The organism is Azorhizobium sp. AG788, assembly GCF_004364705.1.
Lineage (GTDB): Bacteria > Pseudomonadota > Alphaproteobacteria > Rhizobiales > Xanthobacteraceae > Azorhizobium > Azorhizobium caulinodans.
This window is the reverse complement of sequence record NZ_SOBM01000005.1, coordinates 1-26462: the sequence shown is the minus strand read 5'-3', so window position 1 is coordinate 26462 and position 26462 is coordinate 1. Positions and strand designations below refer to the sequence as shown.

Genomic DNA, 26462 nt, shown 5'->3' with positions numbered 1-26462 from the left:
GTAAGCCGTCAAGAGGCTGCGTGTCATTCCCGATTTTGGTATCATGATAAATGATGCCGCAATATCCGCATGAGGACAGGGGGATTTTGCGGGCATTTCCGCAGTATTTCACACGGGCTTCGCAGAAGCGCTGGTAGCGGTGGATGGACCGATCCTGGGCTTGGCCTTGGGGCGCCGGATCGCACGGAGTTCACCGATGTCCTCGCCTTCGATGTCCATGGATCGCACGCGGCCGGCGGTGCTGGGCCGTCCCGCCGCCACCGCGCCCCGGCGCACCAAGCTTCTGCGGCGGATCATCCTGATCGTATCCTTGGCCGTCGTGCTTTCGTTTGCAGGCTTTTCGCTGGTGATCGACTGGCGCCAGCAGGCCCTGGTCTCCCGCGACGTGGAAGCGAAGCTGGACGGATCGGGCGTTCTGGCGGCGGACGCCGTGGCCAACTGGTTTTCCGGGCGCATGATGTTGACGCGGGAAATCGCGGACACCATCGCCAAGGCTCCCGAGAACGCTCCCGACCTGCTCCAGAATGAGGTGCTGATCCAGCAGTTCAAGTCGAGCTATTTCGGCAACCGGGACGGCGCCTTCTTCAATGCTCCGCGCGAGACGATGCCGGCCGGTTACGACCCGCGCAAACGCCCGTGGTATCAGGCCGCCGAGCGTGCGCGCGCGCCGATCATGACCGCGCCCTATGTGGACGCCTCCACGCGTAAGCTCGTCATCACCGCCGCCGTTCCCGTCTATGTGAAGGGGGAACTGGCAGGCGTCACCGGCGTCGATTTTTTCGTGACCGCCCTGCAGGACCGCCTTGCCGCCATCGATTTCGGCGGCATGGGCTTCGCCTTCCTCGTGAGCGACGACGGCACCATTCTCGTCCACCCGGACATGGCACTCGTCGGCAAGAAGCTGTCCGACCTGTTCACGGGTCAGGTGCCGCCCATCGCCCGCGCCATCTCTCAGGCCCGCGCGGGCGAGACGGACATGCTCGTGACCTTCCTGCCCCTCACCGGGCTCGAGGGGGCGAAGTGGCATCTGGCCGTTGCCATCAATCCCGCCAAGGCTTTCGCCTCGCTGACCGAGTTCCGCGTCACCGCCTTCGCGGCGACGGTCATCATCGCCCTCATCAGCATTGCCTTGCTGGGTCAGTTGCTGCGCCAGACCATCACCCGTCCGCTATCGCGCATGACGCAGGCCATGAATGCGCTGGCGGCCGGCGACCTCGCGACGCCCGTGCCCGACCGCGACCGCCGCGATGAGATCGGCGCCATGGCCGAGGCGGTGGAGGTCTTCAAGCAGCACGCCATAGAGCGCGAGCGGCTGGAGGCCAAGGAGCATGCCGCCGCCGAAGTGCAGCGCCGCCGCGCCGAGGCCATCGACGGCCTGATCGCGTCCTTCAATCGCGACATTTCGGGTGTGCTGGATCTCGTCTCCACGGCATCCGCGACGCTGGAAGGAACCGCCCGCTCGCTCACCAATACGGCAGACGCCAGCGCCCGCAACGCGCAGGGCGCCGCCGCGGCGGCGGAGCAGGCCTCCGCCAATGTCCGTAGCGTGGCCGCGGCGTCCGAGGAACTTGCCGCCTCCATCGGCGAGATTTCACACCGCGCCGCCACCTCCCGCCGGGTGGCAGAGCGCGCTGCCGCCAGCGCCCGCGAGACCGACACCACGGTCCAGAGCCTCGTCTCGGTGAGCTCCCGCATCTCCGAGATCGTCAATCTCATCAATGCGATCGCCGACCAGACCAATCTCCTCGCGCTCAACGCCACCATCGAGGCCGCCCGCGCGGGCGATGCGGGCAAGGGCTTCGCGGTGGTGGCGCAGGAGGTGAAGTCCCTCGCGGGCCAGACCGCCCGCGCGACCGAGGACATCTCGGCGCAGATCCGCTCCATCCAGGACGCCTCCCGCGAGGCGGTGGATGCCATTCACGTGATCGGCGACGTGATCGAGGAGATGACCTCCATCTCCTCCGATATTTCCGAGGCCATGAGCCAACAGGGCGCGGCCACGCAGGAGATCGCCTCCAGCGTCCAGCAGGCGGCGGCCGGGACCTCCGAAGTGTCGAGCAATGTCATGGACGTGCGCCGGGGCGCCACCGCCACCGGCGAGGACGCGGGTCACGTGCTGGAGGCAGCCGCCCGTCTCTCGCGGGAAGCGGGCGAACTGCGCCAGCGTGTGGAGCATTTCCTCGCCGCCATCCGCGCGGCCTGATGCAAGAAAAGATGGGGCCCGGCCGGCCGTGAGCCGGCCGGCTTCAGTCGCCCCGCGCTGAACCCAGGAGCGCGCGGGCTTCGTCCAGCGCCTGCGGCGTGTCCACATCGAGGAAGGCCGCCGCGCCGGGCGCCTCCACTTCCACGACCGCCTCCGGATGGGCGGCGATGATGCGCCGGGCGCCGATGTCGCCTTCGAGCGCTATCAAGTCCGGAAAGAAGCGGCGCGACAGCAGGACAGGGTTGCCCCGCTGCTCGCCGGCCATGGGCACGACGATGAGCCGGCCCAGCTCCGGCGCAAAGGCCGCGCCCAGCCGTCCGAACAGCTCCGCGCTCACCAGCGGCATGTCGCCGAGCGCGACGACGGCGCCCTCGACGCCCGCGGGCAGCGCCGCAATGCCCCGGCGCAACGAACTCGCCATGCCGGTCAGGTGGTCGGGATTGTGGATGAACTGGACGGCAAGGCCCGCCAGCGCCTGCTCCACCCGCTCATGCTCATGACCGGTGACGACCACCACGGGACGTGGCCCAGCGACGAGCGCCGCCTCCGCCACCCGGCGCACTACCGCCGTTCCGCCCACGTCCGCCAGCAGCTTGTTGGGGCCGCCCATGCGTGTGCCCCGCCCGGCGGCGAGGATGAGCGTCGCGATCTCCGGCTCATGCGGCGCGGGCGGCTCCTCGCGGAGCTGCGGGCGCGTGACGATCTCGCCCAGCAGGCCACCGACGCCGAGGCCCGCCACCTCGGCGGCCGTGACGTCGAGCCCCGCCAAGAGGCGCATCAGAAGCCAGTCGAAGCCGTTTTCCTTGGCGCTCCGGGCGCATCCGGGCGCACCGATCACCGGCAGGTCGCCCAGCCGGCCGATGAGGGTGAGGTTGCCGGGGTCCACCGGCATGCCGAGCCGCTCCACGTGTCCACCCGCCGCCTCCAGCGCGGCGGGGATCACGTCACGCCGGTCGGTGATGGCCGAGGCGCCGAAGATGAGCACCAGGTCCGCCCCCTCCGACGCAACGGTCCGGATGGCCTGTGCCAGCGCTGCCGTGTCGTGCGGGATCTGGACGTCGTGGCTGAGGGCGGCGCCGGCCGGGGCGAGGCGGGCGGCCGTTACGCGGCGGGTCTTCTCCACCACCTTCGGCGGCAGGCCGGGCAGGAGGGTGGAGACGAGCGCCACCTTGCGGCGCACGAAGGGATGAAGGGTGAGGAGAGGCGGCGTCCGGGCAGCCTCGCGCACGAGTGGTGCCGGCACGGCGAAGGGGATGATCTTCACCGTCGCCACCATGTCGCCGGCCTGCACGGGGCGCAGGTCCGGAATGGTGGCGAGGGTCAGGGCCTCGTCGCGACCGTTGAAGACATCGACGCCCGCCCGGTCGATGGCGATGACGCCCGCCGCCTGCGCGAAGAGGTTGCTCCGACCGGTGAAGGGCGCCTCCACCCGGAGGCCGGGGCCCGCGATCGCCTGCGCCAATTCATGGGCCGCGGCATCCTCCGGCACGTCGTCCGCCTCAAGGCGGGCCACCACCACGCTGGCATGGCCGGCGCCAGAGAGAGCCGCGATCTCGTCCGCAGCGAGCCGCGTGCCCTTGCGGATCACCCGGTCGCCGCAGCGGATGGAATGGGCGGCGATGGCGCCCTCGGCTTCGGCGAGAGGAACGGGACCGAACCTCACGCGGCCGCCTCGGAACGGCGAACTGGCCGGCGCAGATCGGCGATGACCTCGCCGAGGATGGCGACGGCGATCTCGGGCGGGTTGGCGGCGCCGATGTCGAGCCCGATGGGCGCGTGGATGCGGGCAAGCTGGCCCTGCGACAGGCCACGCGCCGCGATCCGCTCCACGCGCTTGGCGTGGGTGCGACGCGAGCCGAGCGCGCCCACGTAGAAGCAGCCGGCCTGCAAGGCGGCTTCGAGCGCCGGCTCGTCGATCTTGGGGTCGTGGGTGAGGGCGACGAGCGCCGTGAAGGGATCGAGCCCGAGGCCGGGCAGGGCCTTGTCCGGCCATTCGGCGATGACGCGCGTGTCCGGGAAGCGCTCGGGCGTTGCGAAGGCGGTGCGGGGATCGATAATGGTCACGTCGAAGCCGGTCGCCCGCGCCATGGGCGCGAAGGCCTGCGAGATATGCACTGCGCCGACCACGACGATGCGTGCCGCCGGCACGTGGACGGCCAGAAAGCTGCGCGCCTCGTCCTCGCCGACCATGCCGCTCTTGCCGCTGGCGAGCGCGGCGGCGAGCGCCGGTGCCAGGGGATCGGCATCAAGCTCGGCGGCTTTGATCAGCCGCTGGCGGCCGGAGGCGAGATGGGTGACGAGCACGGCGGCGCGTCGGGCGGCGCGCTCGGCATTGAGGGCCGTGAGAAGGGCGAGATCCATGGTGCCTCCTCAGTCCACCCGTTCCACATAGATGCGGATGGCTCCGCCACACGACAGGCCGACGCGCCAGGCGGTCTCGTCCGCCACGCCGAACTCAAGCACCTTCGGCTCCCCCTGGGAGATCACGTCCAGCGCTTCCGTCACCACGGCACCCTCGACGCAGCCGCCGGACACGGAGCCGAGGAAGTTGCCGGTCTCGTCAATGGCGAGGTGGCTGCCCACGGGGCGGGGGGCGGAGCCCCAGGTCTCAAGCACGGTGGCGAGGGCCACACCCTTGCCTTCGGCGCGCCACCGCGCGGCGGCTTCCAGCACATCGTCTTCACGAGCCAGCATGGCAGGTCTCCGGCGGGCGCAGCAGCCGGCGCGTTGGCGCGGGGGGCTGCGGCCTATATAGAGCCAGATATAGGGCTGGGCCGTCGGCTTTGCAGCCCGGCTCGCACCGGGACCGGCAAAACCGGCGCGGTTCCCATCCTCTGCCCAACATGTTTGCGTGAGTGCCCCCATGTCCACCCTGCGCACGGCCGATGACCTCATCGCGGCGGGCCTTGCCCCGGCGGCGGAGCGGACCGTGCTCGATGCTGTGGGCGCGCGCTATGCGGTGGCGGTCACGCCGGAACTGGTCGCGGCCATGGACCGGACCGATGCGTCGGATCCCATCGCCCGCCAGTTCGTGCCCGATGTGGCCGAACTGCGCACCGATCCTCAGGAACTGGTCGATCCCATCGGGGACGACGCCCATTCTCCGGTTCCTGGCATCGTGCACCGCTATCCCGACCGGGTGCTGCTGAAGTTGGTGGGCGTCTGCGCCGTCTATTGCCGCTTCTGCTTCCGCCGCGAGATGGTGGGGCCGGGCGCGGAAACGGCCCTGACGCCCGACATGCTGGAGCGGGCGCTCGGCTATGTGGCCGCCCATCCCGAGGTCTGGGAGGTGATCCTCACCGGTGGCGATCCCTTCATGGTCTCGCCCCGCCGCATGGCGGACGTGGTGGGCCGGCTCGCCGCCATTCCCCATGTGAAAGTGGTGCGCTTTCACACCCGCGTGCCGATCGCCGCGCCCGAGCGGGTGAGCGAGGAGATGGTGCGGGCGTTGAAGGCACCGGGCGTCGCCGCCTACGTGGCCGTGCACGTGAACCATGCACGCGAACTGGGCGATGCGGCGACCGCTGCGCTGGGCCGGCTCGCCGATGCCGGCATTCCGCTGTTGTCGCAGACAGTGCTGCTGAAGGGCGTGAACGACCGGGTGGAGACGCTCGATGCCCTGTTCCGCGCCCTCGTGGAGCGGCGGGTGAAGCCCTATTACCTGCACCATCCGGACCTTGCTCCCGGAACGGGCCATTTCCGCCTGAGCGTTCCGGAAGGGCAGGCCCTGGTGCGCGCGCTGCGTGGCCGCCTCTCCGGCATCGCCCAGCCCACCTATGTGCTCGACATTCCGGGCGGCGCCGGCAAGGTGCCGCTGACGCCCGGCTATCTCACGCCGCAAGGCGCTGGCTGGCAGGTGGCCGACAATTGCGGCGGCATCCATGCCTATGGCGAGGCGGTGCCGGGGTGACGTCCGTCGAGGCTCTGGCTTGAGCTGGACCATGATTTCGCTGCGTTGGGATCACGCATAATATCTTTTGTTTTCAAACGGCTGTGCGGTCCGTTAACGAACTGTTAACAGCCCCGCTTGCCCCCGGCGCGCGCTCGGCCTACCTGTAGCGGCATTCGCCGGCGGGCCGGTCGAGGATGGAGCACTGGAATGGCGGACGCTCAGCAACAGCCGATCGAGCTGCTGTATTGGCCGACACCGAACGGATGGAAAGTCTCCATCATGCTTGAGGAGTGCGGGCTGCCGTACGAGATCAAGCTCGTGAACATCGGCAAGGGCGACCAGTTCGCGCCCGATTTCCTCGCCGTGTCGCCGAACAACAAGATCCCCGCCATCATCGATCCGAACGGGCCGGGCGGCACGCCCATCTCGGTCTTCGAGAGCGGCGCCATCCTGCAGTATCTCGGCCGCAAGACCGGCAAGTTCTATCCCGCCGACGAGCGCAAGCGCGTCGAGGTGGAGGAATGGCTGTACTGGCAGGTGAGCGGCCTCGGCCCCATGGCCGGCCAGGCGCATCACTTCCGCCTCTACGCGCCCGAGAAGATTCCCTATGCGGTCTCGCGCTACACGAACGAGGTGCACCGCCTCTATGGCGTGATGAACAAGCGCCTCGAAGATCGTGAATTTCTCGCCGGCGACTTCTCCATTGCCGACATCGCCTGCATCGGCTGGGCGAAGCTCTGGGAGCGGCAGGGGCAGGACATTGCCGAATTCCCCCATCTCGGCCGCTGGATCGAGACCGTGAAGGCCCGCCCGGGCGTGCAGCGCGGCCTTGCGGTGAATGCCGAGCAGAAGACGGACCTCTCCAAGGACAAGGCGGCCCAGTCGGTGCTGTTCGGCCAGCGGGCCCGCTGATCGCAGGCGAGGTCGGGTGGCAGGCCAGTCGGTGAAGCCGCCCCTCTGGCCTCGGGCGATGGTTTCTGGCATGTGCGACGAAACGGGGCGCCGGTGACGGCTGCCCGCCAGCTTTCGAGGGTTTGGTCGTCCATGTCATCCGATCCGCGCGCCCTTCTGGGGCAGGCCTCCGCTCTGCATCGTGCCGGCCGCATGGATGAGGCCATCGAGGCCTGCCGTGCCGCCGCCAAGGTGGCGCCGGGTTTCCTTGACGCCCATCGTATGCTCGCCTTCGCTTTGCTTCAGGTCGGTCGGGCCAAGGAGGCGGTGCGCGCGGCGCAGAAGGCGCGCGACCTCGCCCCCCGCGACCCCAACAGCCATCTTCTCGTGGGGGCCGGCCTGCTGGGGCAGGGCGATGCCACCAAGGCCCTGGCCGCCTTCGACGAGGCCGCCAAGCTCGCGCCGAACCTGCTCGAAGCGCATTTCCAGGCTGGCAACGCGCTTGCCGCGCTGGGGCGCTTTCCGGCGGCCATCGAGCGCTACAACCGGGCGCTTACCCTTGATCCGCGCTCGGTGGAGGCGCTGACCAACCGCGCCACCACCTACGCCCGTCTCGCCCGCCATGCGGAGGCGCTGGCTGATTGCGAGCGTCTCATCGAGATGCAGCCCTGGTCGCCGCTGCACCTCGTCGCCAAGGCCAGCACCCTGCTGGAAATGGGCGAGCCGGTGCCGGCGCTCGCCGCCGCCGAAGCGGCGATGGCGGCGGCCCCGACCTTTGCCGAGGCCTTCCACGTGGCGGGGCAGGCGAAGGCGGCGCTGATGGACATCTCCGGTGCCATCGACCTGATGACCCAGGCACTCGCGCTCGAACCCCAGCCGCGCCCCACGGTGCGGGTGCATCTGGCGCGCCTGCTGCGCATGGAAGAGCGCTTCGCCGAGGCGCGGAGCCAGTGCGATCTGGCGCTGGCCGACCAGCCGCGCCTCGCGCCGGCCCTGGCCGAGCGGGCGGAAATCCGCCGGGCGGAAGGCGATTCGGCCGCCGCCGTGCGCGACGCCGACGCGGCCATCGCCGTTGCCCCCGATTTCACGCCGGCGCTGCTCGTGCGGGCGGCGGCGCTCGCCGATCTCGGCCGTCCCGACGAGATGCGCACCGCCGTCGGCCGCGCCCTGCGCGCCGCGCCACGCGACCCGGCGGCGCTTGTCGCGAAATCCTCGCTCGATCTGGCGCGGGGCGAATGGGCCGCGGGCTGGCTGGGATATGAGCAGCGCGAGAACCTGCTGCCGCCGCCCTTCCTGCCGCCAGCTTTCCCGCGCTGGGATGGCGTCGCGCCCGTGCAGGACCTAGTCATTCTCGCCGAGCAGGGCATCGGCGACGTGCTGCAGTTCGGCCGGCTTCTCTCGCTCGCGGCGGATCGCGGTCTGCCGGCGCGCCTTCATGCCAGGCCCGCCCTTGCGCCGCTCGCCGCGCTCCTCGAGCCGCGCATCCCCGTGGTGACGGACATTTCCGGCATTGCGCCCGATGCGCCGGGCACTTTCTGGCTGCCGCTTGCCAGCCTGGCGAAGCTGTTCGCCCCCGATCCGGCCATGTGGCCTGTGGCGCCCTATCTCACGGCACCGGCGGAGCGGGTGGCGAAATGGGCGCATCTGCGGGAGGGTGGCGGCTTCCGGGTGGGCATCAACTGGCAGGGCAATCCTTCCCGTCTCATCGATGTGGGGCGCTCGGCGCCGCTCGCGGCCTTCGCGCCGCTGGCCGATCTGCCCGGCGTGCGGCTGATCTCCCTCCAGCACGGCGCGGCCGCCGAGCAGATTGCGTCCGTTCCCTTCGCCGACCGCATCGAGACGCTGGGGGAGGGGGTGGATGCGGACGGCATCTTCCTCGACCGCGCGGGCATCCTCGTCCATCTGGATCTCGTGGTGACCACCGACACCTCCACCGCCCATCTCGCCGGCGCGCTGGGCCGGCCGGGCCTCGTGGCGCTGCGGGCGGTGCCCGACTGGCGCTGGGGCGAGAGCGGCGAGCACAGCCTCTTCTATCCCTCCCTGCGCCTCATGCGGCAGGAAACGGCCGGCGACTGGACCGGCCTTTTCACCCGCATCGCCGCCGCCGTGAAGCAGACCATGGCCGCCGCCTGAGGTGGCGGCCATCGCGGGCAGGCTGGCGCCGGGCTGAATTGTCAACCGTTTGCTGCATGGGCCCCGCTTGCAAAGCCGGCGCGGGTTGGGCATAGAGGGTGCCGAGTGGAGACGTGGCCGAGAGGCTGAAGGCACTCGTTTGCTAAATGAGCAGACCCCTAAAAGGGTCTCGAGGGTTCGAATCCCTCCGTCTCCGCCACTTCAGTCCCTGAGTGGGCACTGCGCTTACGCCGCCGCCCGACACCAGCGCCTGAAGCAGCTGGGTCTTCGATCCCATGATCCGAACCTCGCCGTCCGCGACCTCGACACGCTGGGCTAGCGCGCGCAGGTGGTCGCGGCGGTAGCCGCCGCCTTCGAGGCGGATGCGCTGGCGGGCTGTCTTGGCGAAGGTGCGGACCATTTGCGGGGTGACGGCCTTGGAGCCGGAGCTGTCGAGCATGGCCTGGGCGCGCTCGGCGTCGGCCTTGGCCTGATCGCGGATGGCCTTGAGGCCGTCGATGCGGTCCTTGAGCGCCGGATCGTCGATGTCGGCCACGCCCGCCTCAATGGCATCGTAGAGGCGTTTCAGGCGCAGTTCCGATTCGGTAGCACGCTTGTTCAGTTCGGCGATGTGCTCGCGGCGGCGCTGGGATTGCTCCTGCCTGCGGTCGAGAACACTGGCGAGGATGGCTTCCAACCGCTCGGGCTGGAGAAGCTGGCTTTCAAGGTGATCGGCGACAAGATTGTCCAGCTTGTCCATCGGCACAGCCATGCCCTCGCAGGCGGTCGGTCCCTGCCGCGCCTTCATGGAGCAGGCATAGTAACGATAACGCCCGCCCTTGCCGGTGCGGATGGTCATGGCGCCGCCGCACTTGGCGCAGTGGATCAGGCCGGTGAGCATGGTCGGGCCGCTGATAACGGCGGAAGGGATGAGCTTGGGGTTGCGGGCCTTCAAGAGCGCCTGCACGGTGTCGAACGTCTCGCGGTCGATGATCGGCGGCACCGGAACCGTGACGATCTCGCTGACGGGTTTCAGTTCCTTGGTCTTGCTGCGCTTGTTGAACTCATGCTCGCCCATATAGGTGCGACGGGTCAGGATGCGGTGAACCTGACCGATGCCCCAGCGCCCGCCGTCGCGGGTGAAGATGCGGCGGCTGTTGAGATAGGAGACGATGTTCTTGACGCCCATCTGGCCGGTGGTGCCGTCACCTTCCAGCGCAAGCCGATAGATCAGCCGTACCGTGTCGGCGTGCAGCGGATCGATTTCGAGCTTCTTCTTGACCTTGGCCCCGCGCTGCTCGGCGGCGACAACCCGGTAGCCGATAGGTGGGAGCGCGCCGTTCCAGAAGCCTTGCCGGGCGTTCTCCTTTAAGGCGCGCATGACGTGCTTGGCGTTTTCCTTCGACTGGTATTCATCGAACAAAGCCATGATCTGGCGCATCATGACGTGCATGGGGTCGTCCCCCATTTCCTGAGTGATCGAAACCAGCTTGACGCCGTTCTTCGCCAGCTTGCGGACATAGAACTCCAGTTCGAAGTGATCGCGGAAGAAGCGGCTGAACGAATGGACTACGACGACATCGAATGGCGCGGGCTTGCTGGTCCCCGCCTCGATCATGCGCTGGAACTCGGGGCGGCGGTCGTTGGTGGCGGATGCGCCTGGCTCCACATAGGTTTCGACAAGCTGATAGCCGCGTGAGGCGCAGTAGGCTTCGCCCTGCCGCTTCTGGTCGGGGATGGAAACGTCATGCTCGGCCTGCCGCGCCGTCGAAACCCGAAGATAAAGGGCGGCACGCAGAGGGATTGTGGAAGCGGTCATGCCGGGCCTCCTTGTGCAGCCGCCTCGTCAGGCGACAACACGGCGACGCCGAACGGAAGGAAATGCTTCGTGTTTCGGGTGACGATGACGAGTTCATGCGCTGCGGCGATACCGGCAATCACGGCATCGGCCATTCCGGGGTCGTGACCGGCCGCAAGCGCCTTCGCCTCCAGCCGCCCGCCGATTGCGGCGGCCTGCGCGTCGAAGCCAATGATCTTGTCATCGTATGTGGAGACGAGACCACTGAGCCATGCTTGCAGGCTCGCGGCTTTCGTCGTCGCCCCCTTGTGGTCGAGGAGCGCGATTCCCTTCTCGATCTCGTGGATAGAAACGACCGACAGAAATAGCCGACCATCGGCGTCCATACGGTCCAGCCAGGTGAGGAAGTCAGTGGATGCTTCCGCCTTCGACGGCGCGAGCATGGAGACGACGTTGGTGTCGAGAAGGAAGCCGCTCAAAGCTCGACATCCCGCGATGGTTTGCGGTTGCGCGGGAACTCTCCGCCTGGGAACGTCCTGAGATAACTGACAAGGCCCGCCCGTTTACGTTCGAGCGCTTTGCGCGCGATCTCCGCCGCCTCAACCGAGACCAGGGCCGCAACGGGTTTGCCATGACGGGTGATGGTCACGATTTCTCCTTTGACGGCTTCATCGACCAGGCTCGAAAATCCAGCCTTGGCGTCTCTGAGGTTGATGGTCAGCATGTTGCGCCCTCACATATGTAGACACTTGTGACTACAAGTAGTCTGTCGGAGGGCAGATTTCAACGTCGATTTCGACGCCTGAAGCATCAGCCGCCGGAACAGAATAGTTCATCGAACAGGTCGCCGAACCATTGCTCGAACACCTCGATCTCAGCCTCTGTGACCGGAACGGGGCGCGGCCAATCGTCGGTGACGGTCCAGATGGACAGGTCGTGTTTGGGCGGTCGGCCCATGGGAACATGGTATCCCAGCAGCGCCTCAAGCTGCTCCGACGCTGTGGGCGGCCTGACGCGCCGGGCGCGGGAGCGCGCTCCGCGATCAGACGCCATCGCGGCCGCGCCCGCTTCCGGGCCGCCACGCCACGGGGTTGGCGACCCAACGGTCGATGTCGGATTCCCGCCAGCCCGCGCCGTTGATGCTGATCTTGATCTGGGGCGGGAACGTACCCTCGGCGATCTTGCGGTAGATGGTGGACCGGGACAGGCCGGTGCGGTCGCGGACGGTGTTCATGCGGATGATACGATCTGGCTGGCGCATGGCTGGGCTGCCTCCTGCTGGCTTTTCGTGGGACTGCCAGGAGAGGCAAAGGCAAGGGTTTATTGTTGTGCAATAGGGATTTAGCCGTCGTAGGGCCGTGGCGCAGAGGGGGCGGTAAATAGGACGGTTTACAGCCCGAGACCCCGGCCCCGGCCAAGCCCGAACGTGAGGGTGAGGTCACGGGCGACGCCCATTCCCGAATCGAATGAGATGCCGAGTTCGCGTTTGCGGTTGGCGAGCAGGGATTCCATCTGCGGGTCGCGTTCGAGGCTCTGCGCCATGTTCCCCATCGCCGCCCGCGCCGCCCTGTGACCTGCATAGTCGCCCGCCGCATAGCGTTGGTCGCTGGCCCGGTGGAGTTTCTGCCAGCGCTCCACGAAACGGTCGGCTCGCAGGCCGGGATCGGTGCGCAACTCGGTTTCCAGTTGCAGGGCGTGGATCGCGCGCCGGGCGTCACCTGACGCCGCCTCCGCCGCAAGCTGCGGGTTTTTCTTGTAGGCCGCTTCGGCGTCATGCGAGCCGTGGGGGCGCACCTCCTCGAACCGCTGGCGCGCCTCCTGCAATTCCCTGACCTGATCAGGTCTGGCCTCGCCGCCCTGATCCTGCGCCGCGAAGATCGCATCGACGGCGCGGGCATGACGGACGAGCGCCCGCCCACGCGCCCGGCGTAACGCCGCCTCCGGGTCTTCCTCCACCTTCCTTTCCGGCCCCTGTCCGTCTGCGGCGGGCAGGCGCAAGTCGTCGAAGATGCCGCGCACCTTCTCGGGAACTCGGCGGGCGATCTCCACAACACGCTCGACGTGCTCGCGGAAGGTGATGCCGCGCCGCTCGGCGTAATCCTGGGCCGGGTCGATCCGCTGGTAATCCGCTGCCATGTCCTTGGCGCGGTCGCGCGACAGGGTGTTGATAAGCCGGTCCCGGCTGGCGAAGTCGTCGTGGCCGTAATGCAGGTCCATGCCGTCGCGGTGTCTTGACAGGGCGACATAGCTGCCATGGCGGTCCATGCCGGGCGTCGCCAGCACATGGGCGCGGTCCACGGTCATGCCCTGCGCCTTGTGGATCGTGGCGGCATAGCCGTGGTCGATCTTGTTGTAGCCCTTCAGGTCGAACGTGACATTGCGCCCATCGTCGGCGCGGACGGTCATGCTCTGCCCGCTGACCTGCTCAATGGTGCCGAGCGTGCCGTTCTTCACGCCAAGGCTGCGCTCGTTTTGCAGGAACATAATGCGGTCGCCGGTGGCGAAATTCCGCACGCCGCGTTCGGCGGCGATATGCACATCCGCGCCAAGCTCGCCTGCATCGCGCACCCGTTCGCGGGCCGCCTCGTTCAATTCCCGCACGTCAGCATTGGTGTGGGTGAGGATGATACGGGTTGCGTCTGGGCTGGCCTGCCGGTCACGGTCCCAGCGGTCGATCAGGTCACGCCGCGCTTCTTCCCGCGTTCCAGCCTCATGCACCATGTCGCGGGCGCGGTAGGCGTTCAGGGCTTCGCCCGTCCGGCCGCTGGCGAGGTCGCGGGTCGCCTCACGCTGCCAGTCCTCATGCTGGCGGCGAACCTCGCTGATCTCCGCGCCGCCGTGGCGTTCGTGGATCGAGCGGAACGCCGCGCCCGCCTCGATGGATTGAAGCTGTTCCGGATCGCCGACCAGCACCACCTTCGCGCCGGCCTCGGCGGCATGGGACAGCACGCGCTCCAACTGCCGCGTGCCGACCATCCCGGCCTCGTCGATGACAAGCACGTCGCGGCTGGTGAGCATGTCGCGGCCCTGCGACCAGCGATGCTCCAGGCTGGCGATGGTGCGCGAGGCGATGCCCGATCCGCCTTCCAGACTCTCGGCGGCGATGCCGGAGAGCGCCGCGCCGCGAACCTCATAGCCCGCCGCTTCCCAGGCTTCGCGCGCCACACCCAGCATCGCGCTCTTCCCCGTCCCGGCATAGCCGACGACAATCCCAAGGTCGCGCCCGTCCGTGACATGCGCCAGCGCCTCGGTCTGCTCGCCGGAAAGGGTCAGCCCGCGATCCGCCGCGCGCGCCAACGCGGCTTCTCGGCCCCTGTCATTCACCTCATGGCGTTCGCGCTCGGCCATCATCGCGGTGGCGCGATGCAGGCGCTGTTCGGCCTCGATCATGCCGCGGCTGGTGAAGCGGTCCTGCCCAACATCGTCCTTGCCGAGTTCGACAAGATCGGGCGCGCCGCGCATCGCGCCCATGACCTCGTTGAACTGGTCGATGCCATCGCTGTGCCGGTGCGCGAACATCGCCATGTCGCGCCGTGTAAAGGTCGATTGCTGCTGGGTGATCGCGTCCAGGGCGATGTTCGGGTTCTGGATGATGCGCGCGCCGTTCTCGCGGGCGATGCGCCGGTGATCCTCGGCGCGGTCGGCCTCGATCCCGGTAGCCTCGATGCGCTGCGCCGGTGCGCCGATCTTGGTCTGCGGCTCAAGACCGATGCCCTGCGCCTCAAGGCTGCGGTGGTCGATCCGCGCGTCGATGTCGAGTTCGGCAAGACGCTCGTTGACGTGATCGGCCCAGCGTTCGCGCCAACGTTCGACCAGCTCGGTGCGGTTCCACTCCCGCACCTTCTGGCCGAACCCGTTGTCGTCCACGCTGCGCATGGTCAGCATGACATGGGCATGGGGTTTCGGCATTCCGTCTTCGCCGATATCCCAATGCACGTTCACATCGGCGATCATGCCCTGATCGACAAATTCGGCTTGGGCAAAATCGCGGGCCAGTTCGACGCCTTGGCGCTCCGTCATCTCACGCGGAAGGGCGAACTCCACCTCGCGGCAAAGCTGGGCGTCCTTCCTTTTCTCGAACGCCTCGACATCGTTCCAAAGCTTTTCGCGGTCGTTCCATTCCTCCGGTGCGTTCTCCGGCAGCATGACCTCGGAATGGACGACGCCGCGCTTGGCGGAAAAGTCCTGATCGCGGCCCAGCCGGTCGTCGCGCAACCGCGAGGCCGAGCGGTAGGCGGCGGCAGCCACCACGCTGCGGCCCGCCGCGCGTCCGATGACCTGAACGGAGAAATGGTAGATCGCCATGGCGACCGACCAGATACTGCTCCCAAGCGCACGTCGGAACGACGTATAAGCGCGCCCTAGAAATGAATTTCTCGGGACGGTCCGCGCCGTTCCAGGCCGTCCCGGCAACCTTACAGCATTCCGGCCGACACGAAACTATCATCGCTCCATCCATTGCTTATGGAGACGACGATGCGGAAACCACGGGACTATGGCGCTGAACTGAAGGCGCTGGAGGACAAGGCGCGGGAACTTAAAACGCGCAAGGTGCAGCAACTCGGCGAACTGGTGATCTTGACCGGAGCCGACGCGCTCACCGTCGACGAACTGGCGGGCGCGCTGATCGTGCTGGCCGAAACCAAGGACGCCGGAAAGAGGGAGGCGTGGGCCAAGCGCGGGGCCGCGTTCTTTCAAAGCCGGGCGCGGCGATCTGCATCGGCATCTGACCGCGACGCGGGCGGCGCTCAACCGCAACCGGACGGTGCGCAACCGGCATCAGGCAGCACGAGCGCGGCATGATATGCGAACCTGGCAGGTCGAACGCCGCCAACGCACGCGGCATCTGATCGAACTCGGCGGTCTCGTCGTCAAAGCCGGGATCGTGGACCTGACCTGCGATGATCGCGCCATCATCTACGGCGCCCTGCTCTGGGCGGCCGACAAGCTCCAAAGCGATGAACGCGACAAGGCGTTGGCGCTCTGGGCCGACAAGGGAAAGCAGGCGTTCGAGCATGAAGCTACGGCATGAATCCCATCACCGCGCAGGATCGGCATGGCAGGGTATGACCGATGGCGGGCGGCGCGGAGACATCACATATCGCAGCGCCACCCGTCATCGCGCGGCAACGCCGCGCAACGGCGACGCACATCACGGGCTCGAGGTTTCGCGCACCTCGCGCAAGGCCCGGCTGAAGAGGTGATTGAAGATGCGATCGCAATTTCCGCATTGGTCATGATGATGCTTTGAAGGCTGCTGTCGCGCTGGTATTGCTTGATGGCCACCGACGGGCCGTGTCAGGCGGCAGAGCGATCGTGCGAAGGTGGCTCCCGCTGCAATCCGTCCAGATGGCGCAGGATGTTGCGAGCGGCGGCGAGGGCGATGTCCCGCCGCACGCTGTCGACCGCCGAGCCAATGTGGGGGGTCAGAACCGTGCGGGCATGAGAGAGCAGTCGCGGCTCGACGCCGGCGGGCCGATCAGGCCGGGCCCAGTCCTCCGTCTCGAACACGTCGGCCGCATACCCGCCGAGATGGTTCGCCTCTAGGGCGTTGGCGACCGCCGCCTCGTCCACCAGCGATCCGCGGGCGGGGTTGATGAGGAGCGCGCCCGGCTTCATGGCCGCGATCGCCGCCGCATCGATCAGGTGGCGCGACTCCGCGTTCAATGGCAGCGCCAACACCAGATAGTCACTGCGTGCCAGCAACTCTGCCAGATCGCGCCGCAGGAGCCCCTGCGCATCCTCCGCGGCGGGAGAAAGCGGGTGCGCGTCGCAATAGGAGATGCGGCAGCGGAATGGCCGCACGCGGTGGGCGATGGCCTGGCCCACGGCACCCATGCCCACGATGCCCACCTCCGCCCCATCGAGCCCCATGCCGTAGAGTACCGGCCGCCAGCCGGCGAACGGGTGCTGGCGGATCAGCCGGTCGCCGGCGAGCAGATTGCGGCCGAGGGCGATCATGAGGCCGACGGCGAGTTCTGCGGTGGGCGCGGTGAGCAGGTCGGGCACGATGGTCACGTCGACGCCGCGCGCCCGGCACGCCTCCATGTCGAAATTGTCTGCTCCCTTCAGGGCGCAGGCGACGACCTTCAGATCCGGGCAGGCTTCGAGGAAGGCGCCATCCACGTGGTCCGTCATGAAGGCCAGGATGGCGTCGGCGTCGCGCGCGCGGCGCAGGAGTTCCGCGCGCGGCCACGGCTCGCGGGTGGTGTTGGCCTCTACCGCACCGCGGGTGGAAAGCAGATCTAGCACCTCGGGGTGGACCCAGTTGGTGACGAGGGTCTTGCGAGCCATGGATGTCTCTTGCGGCAGGAGTGGGATCAAGCGGAGGCGAGGCAGAAGGTGGCGAAGCGCCGGGCCATGGAGGATTGCGGGCTTTCGCGGCCGAGGCCGATGAACAAGGTCTTGAAGATGTCGGCCTCCTCCAGTTCCAGCATGGTGAGCGTGCCGGCCTTCACCTCCTCGGCCACGGAATAGGCGAACACCACGGAAAGGCCGAGCCCGGCCTTGACCGCCTCCTTCACGGCGGCGGTGCTGCCGAGTTGGCGTGCCACGCGCAGGCGCCCAGCATCGGGCCCGAACATGCCGGCGAGCGCCCGGCCGGTGCCGGTGCCGGGCTCGCCGCCGATGATGGGATGGTCGAGCAGTGCCTGGCGCGGAATGCAGCGCTCCTTCGCGAGCGGATGGTCGGGGCCGGCAATCACCACCAACTTCTCTCGGCGCCAGCCCTGCCATTCCACGGCCGGGTGGTCCTCGCTCCATTCGGTGAGAGCGATGTCCGCCTCGCCGGCGATGAGGGCGTCCACCGCATGGCGGTTGGTGGTGATGACGAGGTCCACCGTGCCGGGCCGATCCAGGTCGCGCTCGAACACGGCGATGAGGCGCGGCGCAAGATAGACTCCTACGTTGCCGCTGGCATGCACCACCAGGCGGCGATCGGAGACGACGGCGCGGGCACGGTCGGCGCTGGCTATGAGGGAGCGGGCCTTCGGCAGGAACAAATCGCCGTCACGGGTGGGGACCGCGCGGCTGCGGTTGCGCACCACGAGGGGCACGCCGACGAACTCCTCGAGCTTGCGCAACTGCTGCGAGACGGCCGGCTGCGAGCAGGCAAGGCGCTCCGCTGCCGACTGGATGCCGCCCTCATCGATGACCGCCAGAAAGGTCTGAACCTGAGACAGATTCAGCATGCGCATGCCCCCGCCCTTGTGCGGCCACAGCCGCTCCATCCCTTGCACCGGAATGTATGCATTAAACGAATGTATGTTGCAACTTCATATTTAATTGGCATTTCCCGCACGTTGGTGAGCTCATTCATATTGTGTCGGAAACATATGGATAAAATCGCATCCGCGCGCCCTCTTCGCCGCCAGCGTCATCAAAATGAAATGCAATTGTTGTCTATTTTTCATTGAGATATGTAATCTATCTGCCGCCAAGAAGGCGCCCACGGAGTTGCATCGTGCGGCAGCCCCGCCGGCGGGCCGTCTCGGCGCGCACGCCATAAACCCATGAGGTCGACATGATCACGCGTCGTCGCTTCGGGGCGCTTGCCGCCTCCGCGCTCTCGCTTCCCCTCGTTTCCGGTGCCGCGCACGGCCAGCAGATGCGCGACGGCAAGCTCCACCTGCGCTTCGCCATCGCCCCCCTGCGGCCAACTCCCGCCATCACCATCAAGGAATTTGAACCGGTGTTCCGCTATCTGGCGGGCGAACTCGGCGCCACCTACGAGTTGGTCAGCCCGGAGAGCTGGGCTGCCATCTCGGTGGCCATGAGCAACGGCCACGTGGATGTGGGCTGGCTCGGCCCGTGGGGCTACGTGCTGGCCAACCAGCACGCCGGCACCGAGGTGATCGCCACCGCCAAGTATCGCGGCAAGCCGTTCTACCACGCCATCATCGAGGGGCGGCCGGATCTCCCCATCAAGGAGTTTCCAAAGGATGCCAGGGGCATGAAGCTGTCCCTAAGCGACCAGGGCAACACCTCCGGCTGGCTCATCCCCTACGCCTTCCTGGTGAAGAGCGGCATCGATCCGCGCGACTTCTTCCAACTGCGCGAGGGGGCCACCTTCGGCAACAACGTGTCCATGATCCAGCAGGGCCTCATCGACCTCGGTTCCGACATGGACCGCGGCCGCAACGGCATGATCGAGGCCGGCGAGATGGATCCGGCCAAGGTGGTCGTCTACTGGACCTCCCAGGAACTGCCCAATGACGCAATCTGTGTGCCCAAGGGCTTCGACCCGGCGTTGAAGACGAAGATCCGCGACATTCTCGTCTCCCTCCCGGAGGACAAGGCGCAGGCGCTCATGGGCAGCGGCTACAACGGCTTCGTGCCAGCCACCCATGCCGATTACGGCATCATAGAGGAAGCCGGCCGCGTCACCGGCAAGCTGAAGTCCTGATCCGCGCGGGCCGGTGCCTTCGGGCACCGGCCACGTCGCGCCCGGCATGAAGCCGGGCGTCCGTTTCATAGCGCGCCGAGCCAGGGGAGACCGTCCATGACCATCGCAAGCTTCGAGGAGACACGCTACGTCGAGCCGGCCCGGTCGCTACTAACGTGGCACAATCTGCGGCGGGGGCTCGTCTTCCTCGCCGTGACCCTGTTCCTCGGGATGTGCTTCGCGGCGGCGAAGGTGGACCTGGCGAAGCTCGTGGACGGGCTGCCGAAGATCGCCTCCTGGTTCCAGCAGATGTTTCCGCCGGACGTACGGGATATCGACCGGGTGCTGCGCGACGCATTCCAGACCCTCGCCATGGCCACGGTGGGCACCATCGGCGCCCTTCTCGTGTGCATCCCACTGGTGCCGCTTGCCGCGCGCAACACCACGCCGAATCTTCTGGTCTATCGTTTGGTGCGGGCGGTGTTCGGGGTGCTGCGCGGCACCGAGATCCTGGTATTCGCCCTCATCTTCGTGGCGGCGGTGGGGTTCGGCCCTTTCACTGGCGTGCTGGCCGTCATGTTCAACATGGTGGGCGCCCTCGGCAAGCTGCTCACTGAGGTGATCGAGCCGGCCGATCGCGGCCCGGTGGAGGCGTTGGAGCTCACCGGTGCCGGCCCGGTGCGCGCGTTCCGCTACGCCCTCCTGCCGGACGTGTGGCCGAACATCGTCGCCGTCACCCTCTACATCTGGGAGTTCAACGTGCGCGCCTCCACGGTGCTGGGCATCGTCGGTGCCGGCGGCATCGGCCAGACGCTGAAGGACTCCATCGACCTGCTCGACTTTCCTAAGTTGGCCACCGTGCTGGGCGTCATCCTCGCCATGGTGATCGCCATCGACACCCTGAGCGCCCACTTGCGCCGTCTCGTGCTGAGCCCCGAGACCGCCGCCACCCGCGCCGGCACGCCGACGCGCCTTTTCGAAGGCGAAAGCCGCGCCTGAGCGGCCCATGGGAGTTGACCGATGAAGAGCATCGCCCCTGCGCATCTGCCGCACGACCGTTCCCTGGGCGAGGAGGAGGGTGCCGCAATCGTCGTGCGCGACCTGAGCAAGGCGTTCGACGGTCGCGTGGTGCTGGATCGCGTCTCCTGCACCGTGCCTGCCGGCCAGTTCGTGGTGCTGCTCGGCCCCTCCGGGTGCGGCAAGTCCACCCTGTTCCGCTGCCTGACCCGCCTGGTGGAGCCGGATGCCGGAAGCGTCACCATCCGCGGCACCGAGGTGACTGCCCTGAAGCCCGCTGCCCTTGAGGCGCTGCGCCGGGAGGTGGGGTTCGTGTTTCAGCAGTTCAATCTGGTAAAGCGCTTCAGCGCCATCGACAACGTGCTGGCGGCCCGGCTCGCGACGACGCCCCTGTGGCGGGTGCTGCTGCGCCGCTTCCGCGCGCGGGACCGGCAATTGGCGCTCGCCTGCCTCGACAGCGTGGGCCTCATGGACCAAGCCTATCAGCGCGCGGAGCGTCTTTCCGGCGGGCAGCAGCAGCGGGTCGCCATCGCCCGCGCCTTCGCCCAGCAGGCGGAACTGATCCTCGCCGACGAGCCCATATCCAGCCTCGATCCGGAATCCTCCGAGAACGTGCTGCAGATCCTGCAGCGGGCGGCGCGGGAGCGCGGCTTCTCGGTGTTGTGCAGCCTGCATCAGGTGGATCTCGCCGTGCGCTACGCCGACCGCATCATCGCCCTGCGCCAGGGGCGCCTGTTCTTCGACGGCCCGGCGGCCGCCTTCACCCCCGGCCTGCGGGAGGACCTGTATCGTGCCGCCCGTTCCTGAGACCGCGACGCCCGCTGACACCGCAGAATGGGCCGCGATCGCCACCGTGCTTGCCCGCGGCGATGATCGCGGCCGGCTTCTGGAAATCCTGCTGGAGGTCCGCGACGCCAAGGGCGGGATCGGCATCTCTCAGGCCGGGCTTCTGGCGCTGGCCGAGCGCCTGCGCCTGTTCCCCTCCGAGGCATACGAGGTGGCCACCGCATTTCCGGCGGTGAACTACGCCGCCACCACGCCCTATGCCGCCGACGGCTGCGGCGATCTGGTGTGCGGCCTGCTGCACGGCGCGCTCGGCGCCGGAGTGTGCCGCAACCGTTGTGACGGGCCCCGCCCCGAACCCGTTCCGCGCTCCTTCGCGGCCTACCGGGCGGCAGGGGGCTACGGGCAGCTCGGCCGCATCATGGCCGATCCCGGCGCGGCGGCGCAGATGTTGGAGCGGCTGTCGGTGCACCAGGCGGTGGGGCGGGCGGGCGTCGGCTTCCCGGTGGCGGAGAAGTGGCGGCAGGTGATCGCTGCCGGCGGCACGCCGGTGGTCATCGTGAACGGCGACGAGGGCGAGCTTGCCATCTTCAAGGACCGCTTCATCCTGGAGAACGACCCGCACGGCGTGATCGAGGCGGCCCTGGTGGCCGCGCGGGTGATAGGCGCGGACCAGGTGTTCCTCTACGTGCGCGACGACTACGTCCCCATCCACGCCATCCTGCGTCAAGCGCTGATGGAGGTGGCGGGGGCCGGCCTCGCGGAGGGCCTCGCCCTGGAGCTGCGGCGCAGCGGTGGTGCTTTCATCTGCGGCGAGGAAACGGCGCTCATCGCGAGCCTCGAGGGACGCCCGGCCCGCCCTGTCGAGCGCCCGCCCTTTCCCACCGCCTGCGGCTATCTCGGCCGGCCCACCTTGCTGCACAACGTGGAGACCTTCTATCGCGTCACTGCAGCGTGGGGCGGCACGCTGGGCTCGCCTGCCTCGGCCCTCCTGGATCCCGAGGTTCGGCTGTTCAGCGTCTCGGGCCGGGTGTGCGCACCGGGGCCGAAGCCGATGCGCGGTCTGTTGCGCCTCGCCGACCTGGTGGAGATCGCCGGTGGAATGCAGGACGGCCATGCCCTCGGCGGCATGGTGATCGGCGGATCGGCGGGGGCGCTGGTGAGCGCCGCAGACTGCTACAGGCCGCTTGCCGATCTGCTGGACGAAGGGCTGCGCCTCGGCACGGGCGGGGCGATCGTGTTCGGCGCGACAGACGAGCCGCGCGCCATTGCCGCCCGCATGGCGGCCTATCTGGCACGGGAGAGCTGTGGCCAGTGTGGGCCCTGCCGCATCGGCACCGCGCACGCCTCGCGCGCCCTGGCTGCGCCGGGCCCGCTGGATCAGCATCTTCTCGAAGACCTCGCAGCGGTCATGGGCGAAGCCTCCCTGTGCGCGCTCGGGCGCAATGCGGGCCGCTTCCTCGGGCGGCTGTCCATCCCCGGCCGCGGTGTTAGCGCATGAGCCTCATCAACTTCACCATCGACGGCCAGCCCGTTGCCGCGCAGGACGGGCAGAGCCTGCTGCAGGCGGCCACCGCCGCCGGACTCGACCTACCTCACCTGTGCGCTTCTACGCGCGATGGCTTCGCGCCCATGGGCAGCTGTCGCACCTGCCTGGTGGAGGTGGAGGGCGAAGCCGAGTTGGTTCCTGCCTGCCGCCACAGGGTCCGGACCGGACTCGCCGTGCGCACCGACACGCCGCGCGCCGCGCGGGTGCGGCGGCTCGCGGTCAGCCTGCTCGCCTCCGAGATGAGCGCCGCGGCGAAGGCGCGCCACCCCGACACGCCGTTCCTCGATCTCGTCGCGCGCACCGGAGCCGATCCCGATCGCTTCGGCCACCGGGCGGCAGGCCGTCCCGCGGATGCCAGCCACCCCGCCATTGTCCTCGACCCGGAGGCGTGCATCCGCTGCGGCAAGTGCCGGGCGGGATGCCGTGACGTGCAGGTGAATGGGGTCATCGCCCTCGCCGGGCGAGGCGACGGCATCCACGTGACATTCGATGCCGGGATGGCCATGGGGGAGAGCAACTGCGCCTCCTGCGGGGAATGCGCCCAGCTCTGCCCCACCGGCGCGCTGGCGCCCAAGGCGCTGGAGCGGGCCGGTGGACGGACCGCGGTGACGGCCAAGGGCGAAACGGTCTGCCCCTTCTGCAGCGTCGGCTGCCGGGTCACCCTGCATATGGTCGACGACGAGGTGGCGTGGGCGGAAGGTGCCGACGGCCCGGCGAACCGCGGTCGGTTGTGTGTCAAGGGCCGCTTCGGCTTTTCCTACCTGAGGCATCCGGATCGCCTCACCGTGCCCCTGGTGCGCCGGGCGGATGCGCCCAAGGATCCGGCCCTCGCCCTGCGCGGCGCCGCGGTGCTGGACCTGTTCCGTCCCGTTGACTGGGACGAGGCGCTGGACACCGCCGCTCGTGGCTTCGCCCGGTTGCGCGCGGCGCACGGCCCCGGATCTCTGGCGGTGCTAGGGTCGGCAAAGGGTTCGAACGAAGATGCCTATCTCCTGCAGAAACTCGCACGCATGGGCTTGGGCACCCCCCATGTTGACCACTGCACACGCTTGTGCGCCTCGGTGCCGCCGCTGGCGGAGGCCACCGGCTTCGCCGCCGTGACCGCCCCCATCGAGGAGATCGCCTGCGCCGAGGTGGTGCTGATGGTGGGCAGCAACCCGGACAGCAACCATCCGGTGGCCGCCTCCTTCATGAAGAATGCCTTTCGGCGTGGGACGAAGCTCATCCTGGTGGATCCCGGCATTCAGGCCCTGTCGCGGTTCGCCACCCATCACCTCAGGACGGCCCCGGGGACGGATGTGGCCCTGCTCTCCGCCATGACGCGCGTGGTGATTGAGGAGGGGCTCCACGACCGGGATTTCGTCTCTGGGCGGCTGGAGGGCTTCGAGGCGCTGCGCGCGCGGGTCGCACCTTTCACGCCGGAGATGGCGGCCGGCCTCACGGGCGTTCCGGCGCAGGACATCGTGGCCGCCGCCCGCCTGTTCGCCGGGACGCGCGCGGCCATGACCTTCTGGGGCATGGGTGCCTCGCAGCACGCCTTCGGCGCGGACAACATCCGGGCCGTCATCGCCCTCGCTCTCGTGTGCGGGCAGGTGGGTCGTCCCGGCGCGGGCCTCCATCCCCTGCGCGGGCAGAACAACGTGCAGGGCTCCTGCGACGCCGGCCTGTTGCCCAACTATCTCCCCGGCTACCGGCCGCTTGCGCAGGCAGGTCACACGGTGGTGGAAATGTTCGATGCGGCCCGTCGAGGGGCGGTGCGCGGGCTCTATGTGGTGGGTGGCAACCCGGCCATGGCCAACCCGGACCTCGCCGTCACCCGCGCCGGGCTGGCCTGCCTGGAGCATCTGGTGGTGCAGGATATCTTCCCCACCGAGACCGCGGCCTTCGCCGATGTGATCCTGCCCGCAGCGGCGCTGGCGGAGCGGGCGGGTACCGTGACCAATACCGACCGACTGGTGCAACGCATCGCACCGGCGCTGCCCCTGCCCGGCGGCGCGCGACCGGACTGGCGCATCATTCGCGACATCGGCGCGCGCCTCGGCCTATCGTGGGCAAATCTGACTGTGGAGAGCCTGTTCGAGGACATGGCGCAGGAACTGCCCACCCTTGCCGGCTTCAGCTGGCGGATGATGGTCCAAGACGACCATGCGCGCTACCCCTTGCGCCCAGCCGGCGCCGGCGAGAGCCTGTTCGGCGATGATTTTCCCCGCGGGGCCAAGGCCGCCATCGTGCCTCTCGACGCGAGTGGTGCGGACGAGATGACGGACGCCGACTATCCCTTCATCCTGATGACCGGCCGCCTGCGCGAACACTGGCACACGGGCACCATGACCCGCCGCTCGCCGGTGCTGGAGGCCCTGAGCCCGGAGCCGCAGGCCCACATGCATCCTGACGACCTCGCCCGGCTGGGCGTGACCGTCGGAGGGGAAGTGGAGGTACGCACGCGCCGCGGGATGGTGCATCTCGCCGCTATGCCCGATCGGGCGGTGCGGCCGGGCGTCGTGTGGATGGCCATGTCCTTCTTCGAGGCGGCTGCGAACGAACTGACGGTGAACCGACTGGATCCCACCACCCGCGTGCCGGACTTCAAGTTCTGCGCGGCGGCGGTGGAGAAAAAAACATATACCTGACCACGATAGACTATAAGTTCCACGACACACTGCCGATCGCTGCCATATTAATGGCCAGATCTTCATATAATAATACTATATCTTATCGTTTATAATTGGCACCGAATTGGAAATTAATTGACCATCTTGCGCAATTCATGTGTAATCGGTTTGTGGAGTGCCACTGCGCCATATTAGGTTGTGTGGACGGATTTTGATGAGGATGAGGATGAGGATGAGGATGAGGATGAGGATGAGGATGAGGATGAGGATGAGGATGAGGATGAAGCTGAAGGCGAGAGCGACGATGGCGGCGAAGCCGCATTCGGTCTTCTCGCAGCGCAGGGCGACGCGCTTGAAGCGCTTGAGCTTTCCGAAGCACTGCTCGATGCGGGCGCGCCCCCTGTAAAGCGCCTTCGGGAAGAAGGCTGGGCGCTCCTTCGCGTTGGATTTGAAAGGGATGGCGGACGCGATGCCGCGCGCCCGGGCGATGGCCCGGTTGGCCTTGGCGTCATAGCCCTTGTCGGCGAGCGCCGCGCGCGGCGTGACATCGGGACCCAGATCCAGCAGCAGCTTGAAGAGCGGACTGTCGCCGGCTTCCCCGCCGGTCAGGTGGAAGGCGATCGGCAGGCCGTCGAAGTCGCTCTTGAGGTGGATCTTGGTGGAGAAGCCGCCGCGCGAACGGCCGAGGGCTTGGCCGTCCTGCCCCCTTTTGCTCCGGCGGCGGAGACGTGGGCGCGCACCACGGTGGAATCGAACATCTGGACCAGATGGGCCGTGCGGCTCAGCGAGGCCAGGGTTTCGAAGTAAAGCTCGAACACGCCGGCCTGACGTAGCCGCCAGAACCGTTTCCAGACGCTATTCCACGCGCCGAACTCGGCAGGCAGTGCCCGCCAGGTGATGTTGTGCACAGTGAAATAGTGCATGGCTTCGAGGAACTTGCGATCGTCGCGACCCTTGTCGCCGCGCCGTGAACGGCAGGCGCGGAACACCTCCAGCGCCAGCGCCCAATCCTCGTCCGTCATCCGCGTCAGCATGGTCGATCTCGCCAAAAGCCGACCCGCTATGAATCACCGAAAGGGGCAGAAGGGAATCCCCTCTGCCTAAACCCACCGCAATCCGTCCACACGGCCTAGGCAGCGGACTCATAACGCATTGATCCAGATGCGGACGGCTGCGAGCTTGAGGGCTGCGAGGAAGTTTTCTGGGCGCCGGTCGTAGCGGC

General features: G+C 68.0%; 22 protein-coding genes, 1 tRNA gene and 1 pseudogene. 12 read left to right on the top strand and 12 right to left on the bottom strand.

The genetic code is table 11. From position 1 onward, the window contains the following. The first annotated feature begins 196 nt into the window (after positions 1-196). Complete coding sequence (locus DFO45_RS13720) at positions 197-2203, top strand: methyl-accepting chemotaxis protein (protein ID WP_133865322.1); 2007 nt, start codon at positions 197-199, stop codon at positions 2201-2203. 43 nt (positions 2204-2246) lie between these two features. Here the strand turns inward: DFO45_RS13720 and DFO45_RS13715 are convergent, their stop codons facing one another. From DFO45_RS13715 to DFO45_RS13705, 3 genes are read right to left on the bottom strand one after another with little or no spacing between them, the layout of a single operon-like run. Continuing rightward, positions 2247-3866 carry a molybdopterin-binding/glycosyltransferase family 2 protein gene (locus DFO45_RS13715; RefSeq protein ID WP_133865321.1) on the bottom strand — a complete coding sequence of 540 codons (1620 nt, stop codon included), beginning with the start codon at positions 3864-3866 and terminating at the stop codon, positions 2247-2249. Next, positions 3863-4564 (bottom strand): XdhC family protein, encoded by a 702-nt coding sequence (locus tag DFO45_RS13710; protein ID WP_133865320.1) that lies wholly within the window; start codon positions 4562-4564, stop codon positions 3863-3865. The genes DFO45_RS13715 and DFO45_RS13710 overlap by 4 nt, the downstream gene beginning before the upstream one ends. Positions 4565-4573: 9 nt before the next feature. Beyond that, a complete protein-coding gene (locus tag DFO45_RS13705; RefSeq protein WP_133865319.1) occupies positions 4574-4897 on the bottom strand; it encodes an XdhC family protein in 324 nt (107 codons plus the stop codon). A gap of 169 nt (positions 4898-5066) precedes the next feature. On the opposite strand from DFO45_RS13705, the gene DFO45_RS13700 reads away from it, so the two are divergent. The 4 genes from DFO45_RS13700 (at position 5067) to DFO45_RS13685 (ending at position 9318) form a co-directional block, all read left to right on the top strand. Then, entirely contained in the window at positions 5067-6113 is a 1047-nt protein-coding gene (locus tag DFO45_RS13700; protein ID WP_133865318.1) for a lysine-2,3-aminomutase-like protein, read from the top strand. A gap of 189 nt (positions 6114-6302) precedes the next feature. Continuing rightward, positions 6303-7007, top strand: a complete 705-nt coding sequence (locus DFO45_RS13695; RefSeq protein WP_133865317.1) for a glutathione S-transferase N-terminal domain-containing protein — start codon at positions 6303-6305, stop codon at positions 7005-7007. A 72-nt stretch (positions 7008-7079) separates the two neighbouring features. Next, complete coding sequence (locus DFO45_RS13690; protein ID WP_348633842.1) at positions 7080-9119, top strand: tetratricopeptide repeat protein; 2040 nt, start codon at positions 7080-7082, stop codon at positions 9117-9119. A gap of 107 nt (positions 9120-9226) precedes the next feature. Continuing rightward, positions 9227-9318, top strand: a tRNA-Ser gene (locus tag DFO45_RS13685). Here the strand turns inward: DFO45_RS13685 and DFO45_RS13680 are convergent. The 6 genes and pseudogenes from DFO45_RS13680 to traA form a co-directional block, all read right to left on the bottom strand. Next, positions 9289-10917: pseudogene (locus DFO45_RS13680) on the bottom strand (recombinase family protein); the annotation flags it as partial. The gene DFO45_RS13685 and the pseudogene DFO45_RS13680 overlap by 30 nt on opposite strands. Next, entirely contained in the window at positions 10914-11375 is a 462-nt protein-coding gene (locus DFO45_RS13675) for a type II toxin-antitoxin system VapC family toxin (protein ID WP_063112035.1), read from the bottom strand. The pseudogene DFO45_RS13680 and the gene DFO45_RS13675, both read right to left, overlap by 4 nt. Then, positions 11372-11620: a type II toxin-antitoxin system Phd/YefM family antitoxin gene (locus tag DFO45_RS13670; protein WP_082772848.1), complete on the bottom strand. Its 249-nt coding sequence runs from the start codon at positions 11618-11620 to the stop codon at positions 11372-11374. The genes DFO45_RS13675 and DFO45_RS13670 overlap by 4 nt, the downstream gene beginning before the upstream one ends. An 86-nt stretch (positions 11621-11706) precedes the next feature. Further along, positions 11707-11853, bottom strand: coding sequence for a hypothetical protein (locus tag DFO45_RS25245; RefSeq protein WP_229644492.1), 147 nt, complete (start codon positions 11851-11853; stop codon positions 11707-11709). A gap of 85 nt (positions 11854-11938) precedes the next feature. Continuing rightward, positions 11939-12157 (bottom strand): AlpA family phage regulatory protein, encoded by a 219-nt coding sequence (locus DFO45_RS13660; protein WP_063112037.1) that lies wholly within the window; start codon positions 12155-12157, stop codon positions 11939-11941. A gap of 128 nt (positions 12158-12285) precedes the next feature. Beyond that, complete coding sequence (gene traA, locus DFO45_RS13655; protein ID WP_063112038.1) at positions 12286-15201, bottom strand: Ti-type conjugative transfer relaxase TraA; 2916 nt, start codon at positions 15199-15201, stop codon at positions 12286-12288. A gap of 171 nt (positions 15202-15372) precedes the next feature. On the opposite strand from traA, the gene DFO45_RS13650 reads away from it, so the two are divergent. After that, positions 15373-15699: a conjugal transfer protein TraD gene (locus DFO45_RS13650; RefSeq protein ID WP_197430434.1), complete on the top strand. Its 327-nt coding sequence runs from the start codon at positions 15373-15375 to the stop codon at positions 15697-15699. A gap of 1 nt (position 15700) precedes the next feature. Next, the gene (locus tag DFO45_RS13645; protein ID WP_063112040.1) at positions 15701-15928 is read left to right on the top strand and encodes a conjugal transfer protein TraD; all 228 of its coding nucleotides are present in this window, start codon (positions 15701-15703) and stop codon (positions 15926-15928) included. Between the two features lie 266 nt (positions 15929-16194). On the opposite strand, the gene DFO45_RS13640 is transcribed toward DFO45_RS13645, so the two are convergent. Continuing rightward, positions 16195-17190, bottom strand: coding sequence for a phosphonate dehydrogenase (locus DFO45_RS13640; protein WP_063112041.1), 996 nt, complete (start codon positions 17188-17190; stop codon positions 16195-16197). Between the two features lie 26 nt (positions 17191-17216). Then, positions 17217-18086 (bottom strand): LysR family transcriptional regulator, encoded by an 870-nt coding sequence (locus tag DFO45_RS13635; protein ID WP_166657128.1) that lies wholly within the window; start codon positions 18084-18086, stop codon positions 17217-17219. A gap of 332 nt (positions 18087-18418) precedes the next feature. Between DFO45_RS13635 and DFO45_RS13630 the strand changes: the two genes are divergently transcribed. The 5 genes from DFO45_RS13630 (at position 18419) to DFO45_RS13610 (ending at position 25258) form a co-directional block, all read left to right on the top strand. Next, a complete protein-coding gene (locus tag DFO45_RS13630) occupies positions 18419-19300 on the top strand; it encodes a phosphate/phosphite/phosphonate ABC transporter substrate-binding protein (protein WP_082772847.1) in 882 nt (293 codons plus the stop codon). Between the two features lie 96 nt (positions 19301-19396). Then, on the top strand, positions 19397-20278 hold the full coding sequence (gene phnE, locus DFO45_RS13625; RefSeq protein WP_063112043.1) for a phosphonate ABC transporter, permease protein PhnE: 882 nt from the start codon (positions 19397-19399) through the stop codon (positions 20276-20278). Between the two features lie 21 nt (positions 20279-20299). Further along, on the top strand, positions 20300-21103 hold the full coding sequence (phnC, locus tag DFO45_RS13620; protein WP_082772846.1) for a phosphonate ABC transporter ATP-binding protein: 804 nt from the start codon (positions 20300-20302) through the stop codon (positions 21101-21103). Further along, a complete protein-coding gene (locus tag DFO45_RS13615; protein WP_063112044.1) occupies positions 21087-22580 on the top strand; it encodes an NADH-ubiquinone oxidoreductase-F iron-sulfur binding region domain-containing protein in 1494 nt (497 codons plus the stop codon). Before phnC ends, DFO45_RS13615 begins: the two co-directional genes overlap by 17 nt. Continuing rightward, positions 22577-25258 (top strand): molybdopterin-dependent oxidoreductase, encoded by a 2682-nt coding sequence (locus DFO45_RS13610; protein ID WP_063112045.1) that lies wholly within the window; start codon positions 22577-22579, stop codon positions 25256-25258. Before DFO45_RS13615 ends, DFO45_RS13610 begins: the two co-directional genes overlap by 4 nt. A 587-nt stretch (positions 25259-25845) precedes the next feature. On the opposite strand, the gene DFO45_RS25240 is transcribed toward DFO45_RS13610, so the two are convergent. Further along, positions 25846-26274, bottom strand: coding sequence for a transposase (locus DFO45_RS25240; RefSeq protein ID WP_063112047.1), 429 nt, complete (start codon positions 26272-26274; stop codon positions 25846-25848). Positions 26275-26462 lie beyond the last annotated feature (188 nt).